We start from the raw sequence: 16,252 nt of genomic DNA on the forward strand, positions 1-16,252 counted from the left end.
GGCTTTGCGAGACGGCGTTACCGTCCGATAACGGGGTCTTTCAGCTCGACCACCTGCGCCATGATGGCCTCCACGTTGTCGTCGGCGACGCCGTTATCGCGCAGCGCCTGTTCGAGATACGTTCCGACGGTGTCGAACGCCTCCTCGTCGATATCGAGGTGGGCGTGCGCCTCGCGCATGTCGGCGCCGGAGTACTCGACGGGGCCGCCGGCGACGGAACTGATGAACTGTACCTGGTGCGCCCGGAGGCTCTCCATCTCCATCCCCTCGAAGTAGCCGACGAGTCGGTCGTCGGAGAGGACCCGGTCGTAGAAGTCGTCCACGACGCTCTCGACCGCTTCCAGCCCGCCGATTTCGCGGTAAACTGATTGGGACATCGAATGCAAGCGACGCTTGGTCCACCGGCGGGATACGAGTTCTCGCGAAGATACTCGGGGTTATTTATATAATGTGCTAACGTGTTGCACGAAAATATGCGTTGGATTACGAGACGGTGAAGACGGATTACGCGACGGCGAAGAGTTGGTCAAGGAGTTTTCGCTGGGCTACGGAGAGATGTTCGCTGAACGTCGCCACCGAGATGTCGAGCGCGGCCGCGACGTCGGCGGAGTCCGCTCGCTTGGGGTGTGCGAAGTAGCCCATCTCGTGGGCGGTCCGGAGAACCTCGTACTGGCGGTCGGTGAAGGCACTCCGATTCACGAACAGGAGCGTCCGTCCCTCGTCCGGCGTCGAGCGAGTCAGTCGTCGAACGCTGACCGCGGCGCAGCAGGATTGGAGGTCGGCGACTATCGACCGTAGCGTCTCCACGTCGGGGGCGACGAACGACAGCACGAGCGACCCCCCTGTCGCGCGTATCTCACGAACCGGACAGCCGTGGTCGGGGACGCGTCTGCACGGGCAGTCTTCCCCCTCGTTCGCGAACCGGTACACCGACTGCGCGTCGTCGGTGAACACGCGCTCGGCCGCTTCGGGGTCGGGCGCAGCGTCAGAGGCGTGTTCGAGCGTGACCTCGCCGACGACGCCGCCGCCCGCGGACGCGGTTCGGCGCTCGGCGACGACCGACTCTACCTCGAACTCCTCGCTGATGGCGGCGGCGGGGCATCCTTCGACGTCGCTCACCGACAGCTGCGCGTAGATTCCGGAGTTCATCGAATAGTCGACGGAACGGTCGCGTCGTATAAGTCGGGCGCGAAACGAGGTGCGCGATCTCCCCCGTGCCGGGAGTGAGACTTTACCCCTGCGACGGATTGTGACACCAAGTATGCGTGCGATTAGATACCACGAACACGGCGACCCGGACGTACTGCGCGTCGACGAGGTGGCGAAACCGGTTCCGAACGAGGGCGAGATTCGAATCGAACTGAAGGCGGCCGGCGTCAACCCCGTCGACACGTACTTCCGCGACGGGTCGTACCAACCGTTCACGCTCCCGATGGTCCCCGGCGTCGACTTCGCGGGCGTCGTCGACGAGCTGGGTGCGGGCGTCACCGAGTTCGACGTCGGCGACCGCGTGTTCGGCACCGGGTTGGGTAACGATCGCTACGGAAGTGCGGCCGAGTACGTGACCGTGCCGACTGACCGCGTCGCGAACCTCTCCGACGGCGTCTCGTTCGTCGAGGCAGGCGCGGCGGGTGTCGCAACCGTCACGGCGTGGCGCGCCGTCGTCGATCACGCGGAACTCGAACCGGCCGAATACTGTCTCGTTCACGGCGGTAGCGGCGGCGTCGGTCACGCGGCGGTACAAATTGCCGCCGCGTCGGGCGCTCGCGTCGTGACGACAGCGAGCGAGCAGTATCACGACGCCTTGGTGGACCTCGGCGCGCGGACAGTGCTCGACTACGGCCGCGACGACCTCGACTCGGCGGTCGTCGAGGCGACCGACGGCGGCCCGAACGTCGTCGTCGATCACATGCTCGAACGCTACCTCCAGTTCGACTGTGACGTGGCCGCGCCGTACGCCCGCATCGTCCTCTTTCGCAATCGGCATCTGGAAGCCGGGTTCACGAACGTCCCCGCCGCCGGCGGGAAGGAACTGCAGTTCCACCTCATGAGCATGTACAACGCGCCGCAACTCGCCGACCCGCTGGAGCGCGTGGACAGACTCCTGGCCGACGGCCTCCTCGAGGTCGAAGTCGCCGGAGAGTACGGCTTCGACGAGGTGGCAGAGGCTCACCGGCGGGTGCGCGAAGAGAGTTTCCTCGGGAAGCTGGTCATCGTTCCCTGAGCCGGAGGAACTGCCGTTCAGTCGGTTACTCCCGTGTTCATCGGCGTCGGTCTCGGTAGAGGTAGACGACCGCGACGACGGGCAGTGCGGCGACGAGCGCGTAGTGCCACTCGTTCGCGAACACCGGTGGTGCCCAGTAGACGAGGACGACGAGATAGCCGACGAGCGTGCCGACGACCGTCCCGCCTCTCGCATCGCCGAAGTACTCCGCGAGCCCGCCGGCGACGGCGAACAGGACGATAGCGACGAGCATGACCGTCATCTCGTCGAGTGACGACAGAAAGCCGTGTCCGGGGTCGAAGAAACCCGGCATCGGCTCAGCCCCGCCTACCGGCTTTGCAATCCACGGCGAGAGCGGACTCGGAAACGTGACTCATAGGAGGAGTACGTCGGGTGAGCCATTGAGCGTTGCTTCACCAGAGCGACGCAGAGACAGCAGAGAACGCCGAGATTCGGGGACTCGGGGATCGACTACTCACGGAGTTCGACGCGTCGAATCTTCCCGCTCGACGTTTTCGGGAGTTCGTCGATGAACTCGATCTCTCTGGGATAGGCGTGTTTGGCGAGTCGTTGGCGGACGAACTCGCGGATCGAGGCGGCCAGTTCGTCGTCGTGGTCGAACCCCTCGGTCGTGACGACGTACGCCTTCACGAGTTCGCCGCGGGTCTCGTCGGGGACGCCGACGACGGCCGCCTCCGCGACCGCCTCGTGTTCGAGCAGCGTGCTCTCGACCTCGAACGGGCCGATACGGTAACCCGACGAGAGGATGACGTCGTCGGCGCGGCCGACGAACCAGAGGTAGTCGTCGGCGTCGCGCTCGGCGGCGTCGCCCGTCAGAAACAGCTCTTCTCCCCCGCTTTCGACCCATGCCTCGGCGGTCTTCTCCGGTTCGTTCCAGTAGCCGCCGAAGTAGGTCGCCTCGCCCCGGGCGACCGCGAGTTCGCCGACTTCGTCCGCCTCGATCTCCGCGCCCGTCTCGGGATCGACGACTCGCACGTCGAACCCCGGAAGCGGCCGACCCATGCTCCCCGGCTTGACGTCCATCTCGCAGGCGTGGTGGTTGCCGGCGACCATCCCGCACTCTGTGACGCCGTAGTGGTCGTACACTGTCACGCTGAGTTCCTCGTCGAACCAGCGCATCACCTCCGGATTCAGTGGTTCGCCCGCGCTGTTGCCCTTCCGCAGCGAGAGGTCGTACGACTCGTGGGCGTCGCCGGCGGCGACCAAACCTCGATACGCCGTCGGACTCGTGGCGAGGCTTGTCACGTCGTAGCGTTCCATCACCGCGTACCACGCCTCGGGGTCGAACTCGCCCTCGTAGAACACGTTCGGCACGCCCATGCTGACGGGGGCGATACCCGCCGTCAGCAGGCCGTACATCCATCCCGGGTCGGCCGCGCCCCACACAGTCTCGTCGCCGCCGAGGCCCATCGAGCACTGGAGGTACGGGTAGAGCGCCGCGAGCACGCGATGGGTGAGTTCGCAGCCCTTCGGCGGACCAGTCGTCCCGCTCGTGTACTCCAGCGTACAGAGGTCGTCGGCCGAGGTTTCGGCCGTCTCGTACATCGTCGGTTGGTCGCCGACGAGCGCCTCGTACTCGAGGTCGCCGTCGTAGGCGCCATCACCGTCGACATCGGCGCCGTCGCGGTCGATGACGACAACGTTCTCGATGCCGACCTCGTCCTCGACGGCGGCGATCTTTTCACGATATCTGCTTGTCGTGACGACCGTTCTCACCCCCGCGTCGGCCGCGCGGACCTCGATGGCGTTCGGACCGAACGCCGTGAACAGCGGAACGTACACCGCGCCGCGTCGCCAGATACCCAGAAACGTCGGGTACAGTTCCGGGAGCCGTGGAACGAGCGTCGCCACCGGTTCGCCGCAGTCGACGCCCAGCGATTCGAGCGCGTTCGCCACGCGCGCGCTCCGCTCGTCGAGGTCGGCGTAGGTGAGCGTCTCGCGCTCGCCCTCGGCGGCGCCCTCCCAGTAGACGGCCGGGCCGGATCCGACGTGCCGACAGACCGTCTCGTGGGCGACGTTGAAACGCTCGGGACCGTCCCAGTCGAAGTCGTCCCACACGTCGTCCCACGAGAACGACGCGCGGAGATCCTCGTACGTCGTCATCGGCGCCTCCGCCGGTCGGTCGAGTGCGGTCGTCCTGTCGTGCTTTGAGTACACATACCATGCTGATTCGAACGCGGAGACATAAACCTCGGCGTCAAGGTGGCTTCCGGTCTCATTCGGCGAAGTCGGGGTCGCGATTTTCGAGGAACGCGAGCGCGCCCTCCCGGGCGTCCGGTCCCGAGAAGAGGTAGCCCAGTCCGTTTCGCATCGCCTCGTCCTCGCCCGAAAAGCGTAGTGACGCGTTGAGCCACGTCTTCGTCGTCTCCAGCGACGCGGGCGAGGACCGCTTGAGCGCCGACACGATGTCCGAGACGGCGTCGTCGACGTCGTTTTCGTCGACGGCTCTGGCGAACAGTCCCCAGTCGACGGCTTCTTCGGCATCGAGTTCCCGACCGGTCAGTGCGAGATCGGCGGCCCGCTGACGGCCGATTAGTCTGGCGAGTCGCTTCGCCCCGTAGAAGGGGTACGCGCCGATGCGCGTCTCGGGGAGCGCGAAGACGGTGTCGCGCGGGACCACCGTGAGGTCCGCCGAGATGAGGAGTTCGAAGCCGCCGCCGTAGGCGGAGCCGTTCGCCTTCGCGACGACCGGGACGGGTGAGTGCTCGATGGCGCCGAAACAGCCGAGTACGGTATCGGCGAGTTCGCGGACGTCCCGGGGGTTCTCTATGTCGGCGAGCGACTCGATGTCGTCGCCCGCGCAGAACGCCCGCCCGCTCCCAGTGAGGACGATCGCGCGAGCGCCCTCGTCGTCGGCGCGGCGGACGCCGTCGGCGACGGCCGTCCACATCTCGAGCGTCATCGCGTTCAGTTTCTCCGGTCGATCGAGCCGAATCGTGCTCACGCCGTCTGCAAACTCGTAGGTAACGTGTTCGGTCATGTGATAACAACACGCACGAGGGTCGATAGTTCGTGCGGTCCGGAAGCCGCGGCGGCGACGTGGGTCGTTCGGAGGTCGTCCCCCGCGAGTCAAATCACCTCCACCGTTCGGATACACAGAAAGTGGGAGTTCGGCGTGCTGAATACAGAGCGCGTCTCGGTCACTACAGGGGGTTCGGAATGACACTTCGCTCCGTCCCGTGTACTCTCGGTCGGTCCAATGTGACCTCCTCCCCGTCGTAACCGACGGGGCTTCCCACGTCCGCACCGCTGGGTTGGGATATTTGCTGGTAGACGACCGGTCGGCATGACAGGCCGATGGCGGGGCCACACCGCCGTTACTCCTATCGCCGCCAAGGGGACTCGGAGTTATCTTGACCGAGACACCACATCGGTTCGAGAGGGTGTCTCGAACAGTCTGGGTCTCGGAGTCCCGATAGTGTGCATTTAGGTGGGCGGTGAGACCGCCTCGGTGTACGTCATGCGACGACCCGTGATTACCTGAATATCCGTATGAGCGTCAAAATGCAGTCTGTGGAGGAGGTGTCGGATTCACGCCCGCCGTAAACCGCGGGATTCTCTCCTCGAAGAAAGATAGTTCGATAGCAGAACCGAGACGTCTTCACATCTACTAAGAGGTCCCGCTCGATCCCGCTCGATCAGTGATTGGAGACAATCAATATGCCACATTTGCACCCTCTGTTCAGCACAATCGTATCGAACCGTCGCTGATCGAGCATTTCAGCAGAGTCGAAGCTACCGGTTCGCGGGGGCGAGCGCCTCTATCGTCCGGAGCGTCAGGGCGTCGTCGGCCTGTCTCGGCACGGTGAGCATCGGTCGGTCGAGGACGTCGAGTTCGAGAATCGCCTCCAGTCGGTCCGCAGCGTCGGCGGGCGTCCCGGCGACGCCGAGTGCGTGCACCATCTCGTCGGTCACGGCGTCGGCCGCCGCTGCGCGGTCGCCGCTCCGCCACGCGTCCGCGACCCGGTCGGCCTCGTCGGGGAAGGCGATGGCGACGGCTCGGCGGTAGCCCTCGCCGCTGCCGACGTAGTAGGCGAGGTGGCCGCGGACGGCGTCGTACGCCGCCGATTCGTCCTCGGAGACCGCCGCCGGAACGTACGGCGCGACGGCGATATCGTCGGGGTCTCGTCCGGCCTCCCGCGCCGCGTCGGCGACGACCTCGAACGCCTCCGAGAGTTCTTCGAAGGGGACGTTGTGCGGAATCCAGCCGTCGCAGACCCGTCCGGTCGCCCGCCTGTTGGCGGGACCAAGCGCCGCGTTGTACACCGGCACGTCCGCGTCGAGTCCCGGGAAGTCTGCCACCTCGAACAGTTCGCCGTCGTAGTCGACGGCGTCGGCGTCGCCGAGGTACGCCTTCGCGAGCTCGACCGTCTCGTGGATGCGGCGGACCGGCCGGTCGTAGCCGGTGCCGTGGAGGTCTTCGACGGCTTTCGGTGTGCTCGCGCCGACGCCAAGGGTCAGTCTGCCGGGTGAGAGGCGGTCGACCGATGCGGCGGCCATCGCGATGACGGCCGGCGACCGCGAGAACACGTTGACGATGGCCGTGCCGAGTCCGACCGTCTCGGTGCGCATCGCGAGTTCCGCGAGTTGAACGAACGCGTCGGTGCCCCAGAGTTCGCTCACCCAGACGGCGTCGTAGCCGAGTTCCTCGGCCCGTTCGGCGACCGACGCCGGCGACTCCGAGGAGACATCCGGGAGCAGCAGTCCGAGCGGTGTCGTCACGACTCTGCTACTCCTTGTACCGCGCGACGTTCTCCAGTTCGGACTCGTCGACGTCGGAGAATGCGTCGCGGGCTATGACCCGCTTGTGTACCTCGTCGGCGCCGTCGACGAAGCGGAACTGTCGGACGTTCTGGTAGAAGTCGGCCAGCGGAAGGTCCTCGCCGATGGCGTTCGCGCCGCACATCTGCATCGCCGTGTCGATGGCCTCCTGGACGACGTTCGAGGTGTAAAGTTTGCTCATCGACACCTCGATTCTGGCTTCGTCGCCCGCAGTGATTCGGTCGGCGGCGTGTCTGACCATGCAGCGCGCCGCGTGGAGTTCGGTCTCGGCCTCGGCGACGGCGAAGCGGATGCCCTGTTTCTCGGCGACGGGCGAGCCGAACGCCTCGCGCTCGCTGGTGTACGCCTTCGCCACGTCGAGCGCGCGCTGGGCCATCCCCGAGTAGCGCATGCAGTGTGTGAGCCGAGCCGGGCCGAGACGCTGCTGGGCGATGGAGAAGCCCTCGTTCTCCTCGCCCATGAGGTTCTCGACAGGGACGCGAACGTCCTCGAAGCGAATCTCGGCGTGGCTCGTCCCGAGCATTCCGTCGGCCATGTGCGGAATGCCGCGCTCGATCTCGACGCCCGGCGTGTCCGCCGGAACGAGGATGATAGAACAGCCGCTGTAGGGGTGGGCGTCGGGGTCGGTCCGCGCCATCACGAGGAAGACGTCGGCCTCCAGCCCGTTCGTCGTCCACCACTTGTGGCCGTCGATGACCCACTCGTCGCCCTCCTTTCTGGCTTCGGTGCGGAGCATCTTCGGGTCGGATCCGCCGCCCTGCATCGGTTCGGTCATGCAGAAGCCCGAGCGAACCTCGCCGGCGACGAGCGGCCGGAGCCACTCCTCTTTCTGTTCCTCGGTGGCGACGAGTTCGAAGGTGTGCATGTTCCCCTCGTCGGGCGCGTCGACGCGGATGGCGGGCGCGGCCAAAAGGCTCCGCCCCGCTTCCTCGAACGCCGGGAGCACGTCCCGAAACGCCATCCCCATCCCGCCGTACTCGGTCGAAACCTGCGGCGCGTAGATGTCGCGCTCGCGGGCCTCCTCTCTGAGCACGGCCAGTTGCTCGTCGGTCACCGGTCCCTCGCCGAGCAGGTCGCGTTCGACGGGAATCACCGTCTCGTCCACGAACTCGCGGACGCGTGCTGCGACCGCCTCCGCGCGTTCGGAGTCGTTGTACTCCATAATCGTTCATGCGCGTTCTGTGCTAAAAGTTCTCTCACCCCGGTGATTTGCCGCTGCTGTCGCCGACGACGCCGACGTGGGTCGTGCGGGGGCGCGGGGTTCGCAGTCGGTCCCGCCAACAGGCGGGCGAGTCCGGAGCGCTACCGGGCGGTCCACCCACCGTCGACGGCGAGACACGCGCCGGTCACGTAGCTGGCGGCGTCGCTGGCGAGGAAGACGACGGGTCCGGCCAACTCCTCGGGGTCGGCGAAGCGGTCCAGCGGCGTTCGGTCGACGATGGACTGCCTGAGTTTGTCGTTCTCGCGCACCTCGGCCGTGAGGTCGGTGGCGACGTAGCCGGGCGCGACGACGTTCGCGCGCACGTCGGGCGCCCAGTCGAGCGCGATGCTCTTCGTGACGCCAACGAGGCCGTGCTTCGACGCGACGTAGGGATGTTGCCGCGGCAGACCGACCACCCCGCCGACGCTCGCGACGTTGACGAGCGACCCGCCGTCGCTCTCGCCGAGATACCTCGCCGCCTCTTGCGCGCACCGGAACGCGCCGCGGAGGTTCACGTCGAGGACGAACTCGTAGCCGTCGGGATCGACGTCCTCGGGTCGGCCGAGCGCCGCGGCGGGGTTGACGCCTGCGTTGTTGACGACGACGTCGACGCCGCCGAAGGCGTCGGCGGTCTCCTCGAACAGCGCGTGAACCGCGTCGTCGTCGGTCACGTCCGTTGGGACGACGAGGCTCTCGACGCCGTACGATTCGACGGCTTCGGCCGCCGCCTCCACGTCCGACTCCGTCCGCGAGGTCGGAACGACCGTCGCCCCGGCGGAGGCGAGTCCCTCCGCGATGACGAGACCGATGCCGCGCGTGCCGCCGGTGACGACGGCGACGCGCCCCGTGAGGTCGAACTGGTCGAGCGCGTTCATCGTTCCCCCTCCTCGGACTTCGCGCCTTTCTCTGTCTCGCGGTCCCAGTGGTTCGGCTCCTCCTCACGCTCGCGGGAGCGGAGCTTCTGCTTCTGAATCTTCCCCGTGGGCGTGTAGGGGAATTCATCGACTAACTCGATATATCGCGGGACTTTGAACGACGCCAACTGTGCGCGACACGTCTCGACGATCTCCTCCTCGGTGAGTTCGTGGCCTTCCTTGACGCTGACGAGCGCCTTGACCACCTCCGTGTAGAACTCGTCGGGACTCGGGATGACCGCCACCTCGTCGACGGCGTCGAGCGCCTTGATGACGCCCTCGACCTCGTACGAGGAGATGTTCTCGCCCGCCCGCCGGACGATGTCCTTCTTGCGGTCGAGGAAGTAGACGAAGCCGTCCTCGTCGAGTTTGCCGTAGTCGCCCGTGTAGAACCAGCCGTCGTCGACGGCCTCGGCGGTCTTGTCGGGTTGGCAGTGGTAGCCGGCCATCAGCGCCGGGCAGTTCTGGATTATCTCGCCTTTCTCGCCGGTCGGAACGGGGTCGCCGTCGTCGTCGACGATTCGAATCCGCTTCTCGGCCGGCGGGAGACCGATGCTGCCGATGCGGCGCTTCTCGGGGTCGGTCGGATTGAGCATCAGAAGCGGGTCCTCAGTGAGCGAGTAGCCCTCGACGACGCGCAGGCCAAAGCGCTCCTCGAACGGTTCGATGAGTTCCGGCGGCGTCCCCGCCGAGAAGACGAGTTCGACCGGGTTGTCTGCGTCGTCGGGCGACTCGGCGACGTTGTCGAGCATCTTCAGCATGCTCCCCATCGCGTTGAACTCGGTGACGCCGTGCTCGCGGCACCACTCCCACCACCGCGACGAGGAGAACCGTTCATAGATGACGACCTCCGCACCCGCCGCCGCCGCGCCGAGCGTCGAGTAAATCTGGGCGTTGGCGTGGAATAGCGGCAGCGCGGTGAACAGCGTGTCCTCGTGGGTGAAGCCCATCCGCTTCTGGAAGTCGACCGCGCTCAGCGTCCAGTTCTCGTGCTGGCACTCGACGGCCTTCGGCGGTCCCGTCGTCCCCGAGGTGTACATGTGCAGGCCGACCGAGGTTTCGTCGCCCTCGTGGGGGTCGACGTCCGTCGATTGGTCGGCCGCGAGTGCCGGCAGCGACTCGTACTCGTCGATGTCCTCAGTCGTCAGAATCCGCTCGACGCTCGTTCCCTCGACGGCTTCCTCGGCGACTTCGAGGAGGTCGGGCGTCGTGACGAGCAGTTCCGGCCGCGAGAGTTTCAGCGAGTGACGCAGTTCGTCCGGCTTGTACTCGGGATTCGACGGCGCGGTAACGCTGTCGACGTACGCGTTCGCGAACATGAGAAAGAGGAACTCCGGACAGTTCGGCAGGAACAGCCCGACTGCGTCGTCCGCGTCGACGCCGAGCGACGACAGCGCGTTCGCGTACCGCTTCGACTCGTCGGCCACCTCCCGGTAGCTGTATCGAGCGTCCGGAAACGTCAGAAACGGCTTCTGCGGTGTTTTCTCGACTCGCGTTTCGAGCAGTGCTTCGATGCGCATTCTCGGACGGAGGTACGGACATCCACCACATGTAGATTGTTGTTCGTGAACAATTGACTCAGTTCGGGAGTACGTCCTTCGTCAACACTTATCACGGTTCGGCGTTCGGGAGGCGTATGGTGCGCGAACACCGGTACGAGGCCGCCCGATTCGTCTGGGGTGAGGGTGCTATCGGGCGATTGGAGGGCTTGCTGTCGGAGGCGAGCGTCGAGCGAGCGATGGTGGTCTGCGGCGAACACGTCGGCGCGAACGAGGCGTTGATGGACGCGGTCGGCGACGCGCTCGGCGAACGGCGCGTCCACACCTACACCGGGGCGCGCGGCGACACGCCGCTCCGAACGGTGGAGGCGGGCGTCGACGCGTTCCGCGAACACGATATCGACAGCCTCGTGAGCGTCGGCGGCGGCAGCGCCAGCGACACGGCGAAGGCCATCTCTGTCTTCGCGGCCGAAGATGGACGAAATCTCCACGAGATGAAGACGCGGACCACGGATGACGGAGAGTCGCACGTCCCCGACCTCTCCGCGCCGAAGACGCCCGTCTTCGCGGTGTCGACGACGCTGTCGGCCGCCGAGGTGACGAACATATTCGGCGTCACCGACGAGGAAGCCGGGGACAAAGCCGTCGTCCTCGACGAGAAAATTCGACCCACGGCCTGCGTCTACGACCCGGACGCGACGGCGACGACGCCCCCCGCGACGATCGCCAGCACGGGGATGAACGCGCTCGACCACGCGGTGGAGATTCTCTACTCCGACGGCCACGCGGAGAACCCGTTCTACCAGGCGACCGCGGAGAAAGCGATCGACCTGCTCGTCTCGAACCTCCCAGCGGCCGTCAACGACGGCGACCCGGACGCGCTGGCGGCCGCACAACTCGGCGCGGGTCTCAGCGGCTTCGGCATCGTCGGCGGCATCAGCATCAACCACGGCATCAACCACCCGCTCTGCGCTCGCCACCCGGTCTCGCACGGCGACGGCAACAGCATCCTCCTGCCGCACGGCATCCGCTTCACCTTCGACGCGGTGCCCGAGCGGATGGCACGCCTCGCCAGCGCGTTAGGCGTCGAGGTCGAGGGTGATTCGACCGCAGACGAGGCGACACTGGAGGCGATGTGCGACGTGATTCGAGAACTGCAGAAGGAAATCGACGTCCCGTACCGTCTGCGCGACGTGGGCGTCGACCGCGACGACTTCGAAGCAATGGCCGAGATTGCCGCCCACGACTCTGCGATGGCGAACAACCCGAAGCGAATCACCGAATCCGACATCGTCGATCTCCTCGAAGCGGCCTGGTGACCGGCGAATTTCGTCCCGCCGGGCCGCTCAGATGCGGCGCCCCTCGTCCTCCCAGTACCTCTCGCGGAGTTCCGTCTTGAGCACCTTCCCGTAGGAGCTCCGCGGGAGTTCGTCGACGACTTCGACGGTTTTCGGCTTCTTGTACGCCGCCAGCGACTCCGCGCAGCGCTCTGTCACCTCCGCAGCGAGACGGTCGGCGTCGACGTCCGCGTCCGGTCGCGGCTCGACGATTGCGGTCACTTTCTCGCCCCAGTAGTCGTCGGGGACGCCGATAACCGCGGCGTTCGACACCTCCTCGTGTTCGATGACGACCTCCTCGACCTCTCGGGGGAAGACGTTCATCCCGCCAGTGATTATCATGTCCTTCTTGCGATCCATGATGTAGAGGTAGCCCTCGTCGTCGAGGCGGCCGATATCGCCGGTGTGGAGCCACCTTCCGGAAGCCTCCTGTGCTTCCGACTCCCCGTTCGCGTCGCTCGTGGGGAGTTCGGAGAACGCTGCCTCCGTCTCCTCGGGGAGGTTCAGATAGCCGGGCGTGACGTGCGGTCCCGTCACTACTACCTCACCGGGTTCGCCGGTCGAGACTTCTCTGCCGTCGTCGTCGACGACGCGGACGTGCGCGATGTCGACCTCGCGTCCGGCCGACGCGAGTCGTTCCTCGTTCCCGTCGAGCGCCCGTCTGTGGTCGTCTCGGTCGAGCAGCGTCACCAACATCGGACACTCCATCTGAGCGTACGACTGGACGAACACGTCGCCGAATCGCTCCATCCCCTCGGCGAGTCGCGCGGCGCTCATCGGCGACCCGGCGTAGTAGACGTTCTTCAGCGAACTCGTGTCGCGGCCGCCGTCGTAGGCGTCCAAGAGCTTGTACACCATCGTCGGGGCGAGGAAGACGGTGTTCACCCCACGGGACTCCACCGCGTCGAGAAAGCGGTCGGGGGCGAACCCGTCTTCGACGTGGTTCGCGCCGCCCGAGAGTACCGTCGACTCGACCAGAAAGCCCGACCCGTGGGTCAGCGGCGCGGCGTGGAGCGTCACCTCCCCCGCGCGCTGGTCGAGGACGTCTTTCAGTCCGAGCGCCGTCGTGAGCCACGTACCGTGGGTGTGCTGGACGCCCTTCGGTCGACCCGTTGTCCCCGAGGTGTACATCACCGCACACGGGTCGTCGAGCGCGATGTCGACGGGTCGATCGGTGGGATCGGCGTCGAGGAGCGAGTCGTACGACCGAACGTCGACCCCCGGCGCGCTCTCCTTCCACGCGTCGGCGGTCACACCGTCGCCGTCGCCATTGCCGTCTCCGTCGACGACGACCGTTGCCCGTACCGACGACTCCATCTCGGCGCAGTGGTTGGCGAACGACGCCTCGGTGACTAGCACGTCCGCATCCGCGTCGTCGACGAGCATGTCGTGCTCTCGGGGGGTGAGCATCGAGTTGAGCGGCACCTTGCTCGCGCCGAGTCGGTAGAGCGCGAACGACGTTTCGACGAACGCGGCGTGGTTGCGCGTGAGGATGGCAACCCGGTCGCCGCGTTCGACGCCCAGTTCCGCCAGCCCTCCGGCCAGTCGGCGGACGTGGTCGGCGAGTTCCCGGTAGCTCCGCTCTCCGCGGACGCCTCGCCCCGACAGCGCGGTGGCGTCGGGATGGTGTCGCGCCGTCCGTTCGAGCGCGTGTTCGAGATTCATGCCACCTGCTAGCACAAACCGTGCATAAAGCTTCGCCCCGGGAGGAGCAGTTATGTGTCGTGTTCGCGTACCGCATGCCGATGTCAGGACCGGTTCGCTACTACGACGACCTCTCGGTGGGTGACGTGTTCGAGACCCGCGGGCGCACCATCACGGAGACGCACCTCGTCACCCACGCCGGGAACACTGGAGACATGAACGAGTTGCAGATGAACGCGGCCTACGCGGCGGAGACGGAGTTCGGCGAGCGACCGGTTCACGCGCCGCTGACGTACTCGGTGATGGAGGGACTCATCACGAGCGACTTCCGAAACGAGGCGTCGAACGTCTGTTACTACGGTCTCGATTCGATGCGGATTCCCGCACCGACGTTCGTCGGCGATACCATCTCTGTCGAGCGAGAGGTCGTCGACAAGCGCGAGAAGCCGCCGGGCGGCATCGTGGCGTTCCGCGACGAGGTGACGACCGACGACGGGAGGACGGTACTCGTCTGCGAGACGCTGGAGTACATTCGAGAGCGGCCGGAAGAGGAGTAAACGGCTCTGTTGAAATCCTCAAATCGGAACAGAAGTCGCGTGTTGAATACAGAGTGCGAATGTCGCACGAGGTCTGGCTCAATTTACGAAGTTAGTTACCGCTCAGTACAGAGGGTTGAACTGACCGTCATCTACATCGCTGATGAAACAATCGAGACACTGCATCAAAACAGGAACGCCCGATACGAGCTCACAGTGCGACAGGTACTTGGAGACCGGGATCGGCCTCGATGATCGAAGAGAGCAGCGGTTGCGACTGGTCGAACCGCTCCGTCGGTACTACATGTTGGCGCTCTGGGTCGTATTCGATGACCCCTTTCGATGCTAACTTCGGGATGTGCTCGTGATACAACGAGAGGCGAATCTCTGCGAGTACCTCTTCAGAAACCTCTGTAACTGGCGCGTGGTGATTATACTTCAGTATTGCCTTAGAGAGATCGTTCACCGTTAACGAACGGTGTTCTTCTGCGAGTACCGCAAGCACAATTCGACGATGCTGATCCCGACAGAGGTCCAGTACCGTGTCGAATTCGATGGAATCCCTGCTCATTACGTCCACTGTAGGTAGTTCACGCGGTTGACCTTGGCTTTTTAGTATTCAACCCCTTTTTAAGACTGCTATCGTGAGGGAGTCGTGGCGTCGGTCAGCGTACTCCCGAGAATCTGTTTGATTCCCCGCCGGAGCCGAGAGCCGACGGCTTGTTCTGAGATCCCGAGATCGTCGCCGAGGTCTTCCATCGTCACCTCGCGCGGGGATTCGAAGTAGCCGCGCTCGAAGGCGAGTTCCAACGTCTCTTGCTGTTTATCGGTTAACGCCGCCTCGGTCCTCGTCTCGACCGGCGTGAGCGCATGCAGTTCGGTCAGTGTGATCGGAATGTCCAACTCTCGACAGCGAGACTGAAAGGCTGCAATCTCGCTTCGAGCGTCCCCGCGGACCTCGAACGTCCACTGCTTGTTCGTTCCAACAGCTTCGATGAGCGCGATCTTCGTTTCCGTTAACGTGGTTAGGACGTCGTCGTAATCTACCGCCCACTCGACGCGCAGCAGATACTCGTCTTCGACGGAGTCGATGAGGTCGATCTGCTTTACACCCGGATGCCTGGTAAACGCTCCCTCGACATCGTCAACGGCAGTCCCTCGAACCCAGAAATAGGGGATCACCACGTCTCGTGCGGGAATGATTCGCTCCAGTTCGACCGTCACGCCCGGCAGCTGTTCGAATATGGTTCCCAAGGGGAACTGCTCAGACGGAACCGTAAAGGTAGCCTCAGTAGCCATTTGCCGAACTGTAGCGTTCTGGTCATAAATACTTACCATGGGGCATCGCAAGCGAGGTACGAACGAGCCCAACCATACATTTTCTACATCTCGTGATCGTACTGCTGTTAGCTACCGTTCGTCTCAGCCGATCTTTTCGACGACGAGGTGGCCGGTGTTTCGTATCTCTACGGCGTACTGATAATCGTTGTGAACCGTTAGATCAACGGAGACACCACTCGCGTCACCGGTAGTAGACACGGGTCGGTCGAGCGCCTCCGGATCGATGTGGTCGTAGAGAGTAATTCCAAGCGCTCTCGGAAAGTCCATCGGGTCGACGTCCTCGATGACTGCGATCAGCTGTCGCTCGCCGAACGCCGTCGGAAGAAACTCGTGATTCGTAGCGTCATCACTGGCGTCTCTTCCTGATTGGTGACGGTCTGTTCGACGGTGACGAGCCCCCGGTCGGGTTTCGACGCCGACGGGCGCTTCTCGACGACTTCGACGCGGACCGAGAGCGTGTCGCCGGCGCGGACCGGCGCGAGGAAGTTCGCATCCTCGATGCCCGTCCCGCCCATCACCGACGTGTGCGCGTAGAAGTCGTCGGTGACGAGGCGGTTGGCGATAGCCATCGTGTGCAGGCCGCTGGCGACGAGTTCGTCGAACACGGAGTCCTCGACGGCTTCGACGTCTACGTGGAACGGTTGGGGGTCGTAGCGGTCGGCGAACGCGATTATCTCCGCGCGGGTCAGCGTTCGCCCGCCCGTCTCGAAGCGGTCGCCGACGGCCAACTCCTCGAAGTGGAGCGTCTCCATC

Annotated in this window: 17 protein-coding genes; 3 read left to right on the forward strand and 14 right to left on the reverse strand. The window is 65.1% G+C overall.

The features are described from left to right. Nucleotides 1-17 precede the first annotated feature (17 nt). Entirely contained in the window at nt 18-377 is a 360-nt protein-coding gene (locus tag LAQ58_RS13435) for a group I truncated hemoglobin (protein WP_224447956.1), read from the reverse strand. Between the two features lie 127 nt (nt 378-504). Continuing rightward, nucleotides 505-1,149, reverse strand: a complete 645-nt coding sequence (locus LAQ58_RS13440) for a helix-turn-helix domain-containing protein (RefSeq protein ID WP_224447957.1) — start codon at nt 1,147-1,149, stop codon at nt 505-507. A gap of 112 nt (nt 1,150-1,261) precedes the next feature. Between LAQ58_RS13440 and LAQ58_RS13445 the strand changes: the two genes are divergently transcribed. Beyond that, nucleotides 1,262-2,224: an NADPH:quinone reductase gene (locus LAQ58_RS13445; protein ID WP_224447958.1), complete on the forward strand. Its 963-nt coding sequence runs from the start codon at nt 1,262-1,264 to the stop codon at nt 2,222-2,224. 37 nt (nt 2,225-2,261) lie between these two features. Here LAQ58_RS13445 and LAQ58_RS13450 read toward each other — a convergent pair whose 3' ends face one another. From LAQ58_RS13450 to LAQ58_RS13480, 7 genes are all read right to left on the reverse strand, one after another. Then, nucleotides 2,262-2,537 carry a hypothetical protein gene (locus LAQ58_RS13450; RefSeq protein WP_224447959.1) on the reverse strand — a complete coding sequence of 92 codons (276 nt, stop codon included), beginning with the start codon at nt 2,535-2,537 and terminating at the stop codon, nt 2,262-2,264. A gap of 158 nt (nt 2,538-2,695) precedes the next feature. After that, a complete protein-coding gene (locus LAQ58_RS13455) occupies nt 2,696-4,402 on the reverse strand; it encodes an acetate--CoA ligase (RefSeq protein WP_224447960.1) in 1,707 nt (568 codons plus the stop codon). Nucleotides 4,403-4,460: 58 nt separating this feature from the next. Next, complete coding sequence (locus LAQ58_RS13460) at nt 4,461-5,225, reverse strand: enoyl-CoA hydratase/isomerase family protein (RefSeq protein ID WP_224447961.1); 765 nt, start codon at nt 5,223-5,225, stop codon at nt 4,461-4,463. A 755-nt stretch (nt 5,226-5,980) separates the two neighbouring features. Continuing rightward, nucleotides 5,981-6,967, reverse strand: a complete 987-nt coding sequence (locus tag LAQ58_RS13465) for an LLM class flavin-dependent oxidoreductase (RefSeq protein WP_224447962.1) — start codon at nt 6,965-6,967, stop codon at nt 5,981-5,983. 7 nt (nt 6,968-6,974) lie between these two features. Continuing rightward, nucleotides 6,975-8,189, reverse strand: coding sequence for an acyl-CoA dehydrogenase family protein (locus LAQ58_RS13470; protein ID WP_224447963.1), 1,215 nt, complete (start codon nt 8,187-8,189; stop codon nt 6,975-6,977). Nucleotides 8,190-8,329: 140 nt separating this feature from the next. Then, nucleotides 8,330-9,103 carry an SDR family NAD(P)-dependent oxidoreductase gene (locus tag LAQ58_RS13475; RefSeq protein ID WP_224447964.1) on the reverse strand — a complete coding sequence of 258 codons (774 nt, stop codon included), beginning with the start codon at nt 9,101-9,103 and terminating at the stop codon, nt 8,330-8,332. After that, complete coding sequence (locus LAQ58_RS13480) at nt 9,100-10,662, reverse strand: class I adenylate-forming enzyme family protein (protein WP_224447965.1); 1,563 nt, start codon at nt 10,660-10,662, stop codon at nt 9,100-9,102. Before LAQ58_RS13480 ends, LAQ58_RS13475 begins: the two co-directional genes overlap by 4 nt. Before the next feature lie 116 nt (nt 10,663-10,778). Between LAQ58_RS13480 and LAQ58_RS13485 the strand changes: the two genes are divergently transcribed. Next, on the forward strand, nt 10,779-11,960 hold the full coding sequence (locus LAQ58_RS13485) for an iron-containing alcohol dehydrogenase family protein (RefSeq protein ID WP_224447966.1): 1,182 nt from the start codon (nt 10,779-10,781) through the stop codon (nt 11,958-11,960). Between the two features lie 27 nt (nt 11,961-11,987). Here the strand turns inward: LAQ58_RS13485 and LAQ58_RS13490 are convergent, their stop codons facing one another. After that, entirely contained in the window at nt 11,988-13,643 is a 1,656-nt protein-coding gene (locus tag LAQ58_RS13490) for an AMP-binding protein (RefSeq protein WP_224447967.1), read from the reverse strand. Nucleotides 13,644-13,723: 80 nt separating this feature from the next. Here LAQ58_RS13490 and LAQ58_RS13495 point away from each other — a divergent pair, with 80 nt between their 5' ends. Then, nucleotides 13,724-14,179 carry a MaoC/PaaZ C-terminal domain-containing protein gene (locus LAQ58_RS13495; protein WP_224447968.1) on the forward strand — a complete coding sequence of 152 codons (456 nt, stop codon included), beginning with the start codon at nt 13,724-13,726 and terminating at the stop codon, nt 14,177-14,179. 190 nt (nt 14,180-14,369) lie between these two features. On the opposite strand, the gene LAQ58_RS13500 is transcribed toward LAQ58_RS13495, so the two are convergent. From LAQ58_RS13500 to LAQ58_RS13515, 4 genes are all read right to left on the reverse strand, one after another. Further along, on the reverse strand, nt 14,370-14,729 hold the full coding sequence (locus LAQ58_RS13500; RefSeq protein ID WP_224447969.1) for a DUF7344 domain-containing protein: 360 nt from the start codon (nt 14,727-14,729) through the stop codon (nt 14,370-14,372). Between the two features lie 68 nt (nt 14,730-14,797). Beyond that, nucleotides 14,798-15,457, reverse strand: coding sequence for a helix-turn-helix domain-containing protein (locus LAQ58_RS13505; RefSeq protein ID WP_224447970.1), 660 nt, complete (start codon nt 15,455-15,457; stop codon nt 14,798-14,800). A 123-nt stretch (nt 15,458-15,580) separates the two neighbouring features. Then, nucleotides 15,581-15,766, reverse strand: a complete 186-nt coding sequence (locus LAQ58_RS13510; protein ID WP_425490659.1) for a HalOD1 output domain-containing protein — start codon at nt 15,764-15,766, stop codon at nt 15,581-15,583. Nucleotides 15,767-15,792: 26 nt separating this feature from the next. Then, nucleotides 15,793-16,251, reverse strand: coding sequence for a MaoC family dehydratase (locus LAQ58_RS13515; RefSeq protein ID WP_224447971.1), 459 nt, complete (start codon nt 16,249-16,251; stop codon nt 15,793-15,795). Between the last annotated feature and the right edge of the window lies 1 nt (nt 16,252).

Source organism: Haloprofundus salilacus (genome assembly GCF_020150815.1).
Lineage (GTDB): Archaea > Halobacteriota > Halobacteria > Halobacteriales > Haloferacaceae > Haloprofundus > Haloprofundus salilacus.

Bases quoted from the DNA above. Each gene is read 5' to 3' on its own strand.
- LAQ58_RS13435 (WP_224447956.1), bottom strand. From the start codon at position 377: ATGTCCCAATCAGTTTACCGCGAAATCGGCGGGCTGGAAGCGGTCGAG.
- LAQ58_RS13440 (WP_224447957.1), bottom strand. From the start codon at position 1,149: ATGAACTCCGGAATCTACGCGCAGCTGTCGGTGAGCGACGTCGAAGGA.
- LAQ58_RS13445 (WP_224447958.1), top strand. From the start codon at position 1,262: ATGCGTGCGATTAGATACCACGAACACGGCGACCCGGACGTACTGCGC.
- LAQ58_RS13450 (WP_224447959.1), bottom strand. From the start codon at position 2,537: ATGCCGGGTTTCTTCGACCCCGGACACGGCTTTCTGTCGTCACTCGAC.
- LAQ58_RS13460 (WP_224447961.1), bottom strand. From the start codon at position 5,225: ATGACCGAACACGTTACCTACGAGTTTGCAGACGGCGTGAGCACGATT.
- LAQ58_RS13470 (WP_224447963.1), bottom strand. From the start codon at position 8,189: ATGGAGTACAACGACTCCGAACGCGCGGAGGCGGTCGCAGCACGCGTC.
- LAQ58_RS13475 (WP_224447964.1), bottom strand. From the start codon at position 9,103: ATGAACGCGCTCGACCAGTTCGACCTCACGGGGCGCGTCGCCGTCGTC.
- LAQ58_RS13480 (WP_224447965.1), bottom strand. From the start codon at position 10,662: ATGCGCATCGAAGCACTGCTCGAAACGCGAGTCGAGAAAACACCGCAG.
- LAQ58_RS13485 (WP_224447966.1), top strand. From the start codon at position 10,779: ATGGTGCGCGAACACCGGTACGAGGCCGCCCGATTCGTCTGGGGTGAG.
- LAQ58_RS13490 (WP_224447967.1), bottom strand. From the start codon at position 13,643: ATGAATCTCGAACACGCGCTCGAACGGACGGCGCGACACCATCCCGAC.
- LAQ58_RS13495 (WP_224447968.1), top strand. From the start codon at position 13,724: ATGTCAGGACCGGTTCGCTACTACGACGACCTCTCGGTGGGTGACGTG.
- LAQ58_RS13500 (WP_224447969.1), bottom strand. From the start codon at position 14,729: ATGAGCAGGGATTCCATCGAATTCGACACGGTACTGGACCTCTGTCGG.
- LAQ58_RS13505 (WP_224447970.1), bottom strand. From the start codon at position 15,457: ATGGCTACTGAGGCTACCTTTACGGTTCCGTCTGAGCAGTTCCCCTTG.
- LAQ58_RS13510 (WP_425490659.1), bottom strand. From the start codon at position 15,766: ATGGACTTTCCGAGAGCGCTTGGAATTACTCTCTACGACCACATCGAT.
- LAQ58_RS13515 (WP_224447971.1), bottom strand. From the start codon at position 16,251: ATGGAGACGCTCCACTTCGAGGAGTTGGCCGTCGGCGACCGCTTCGAG.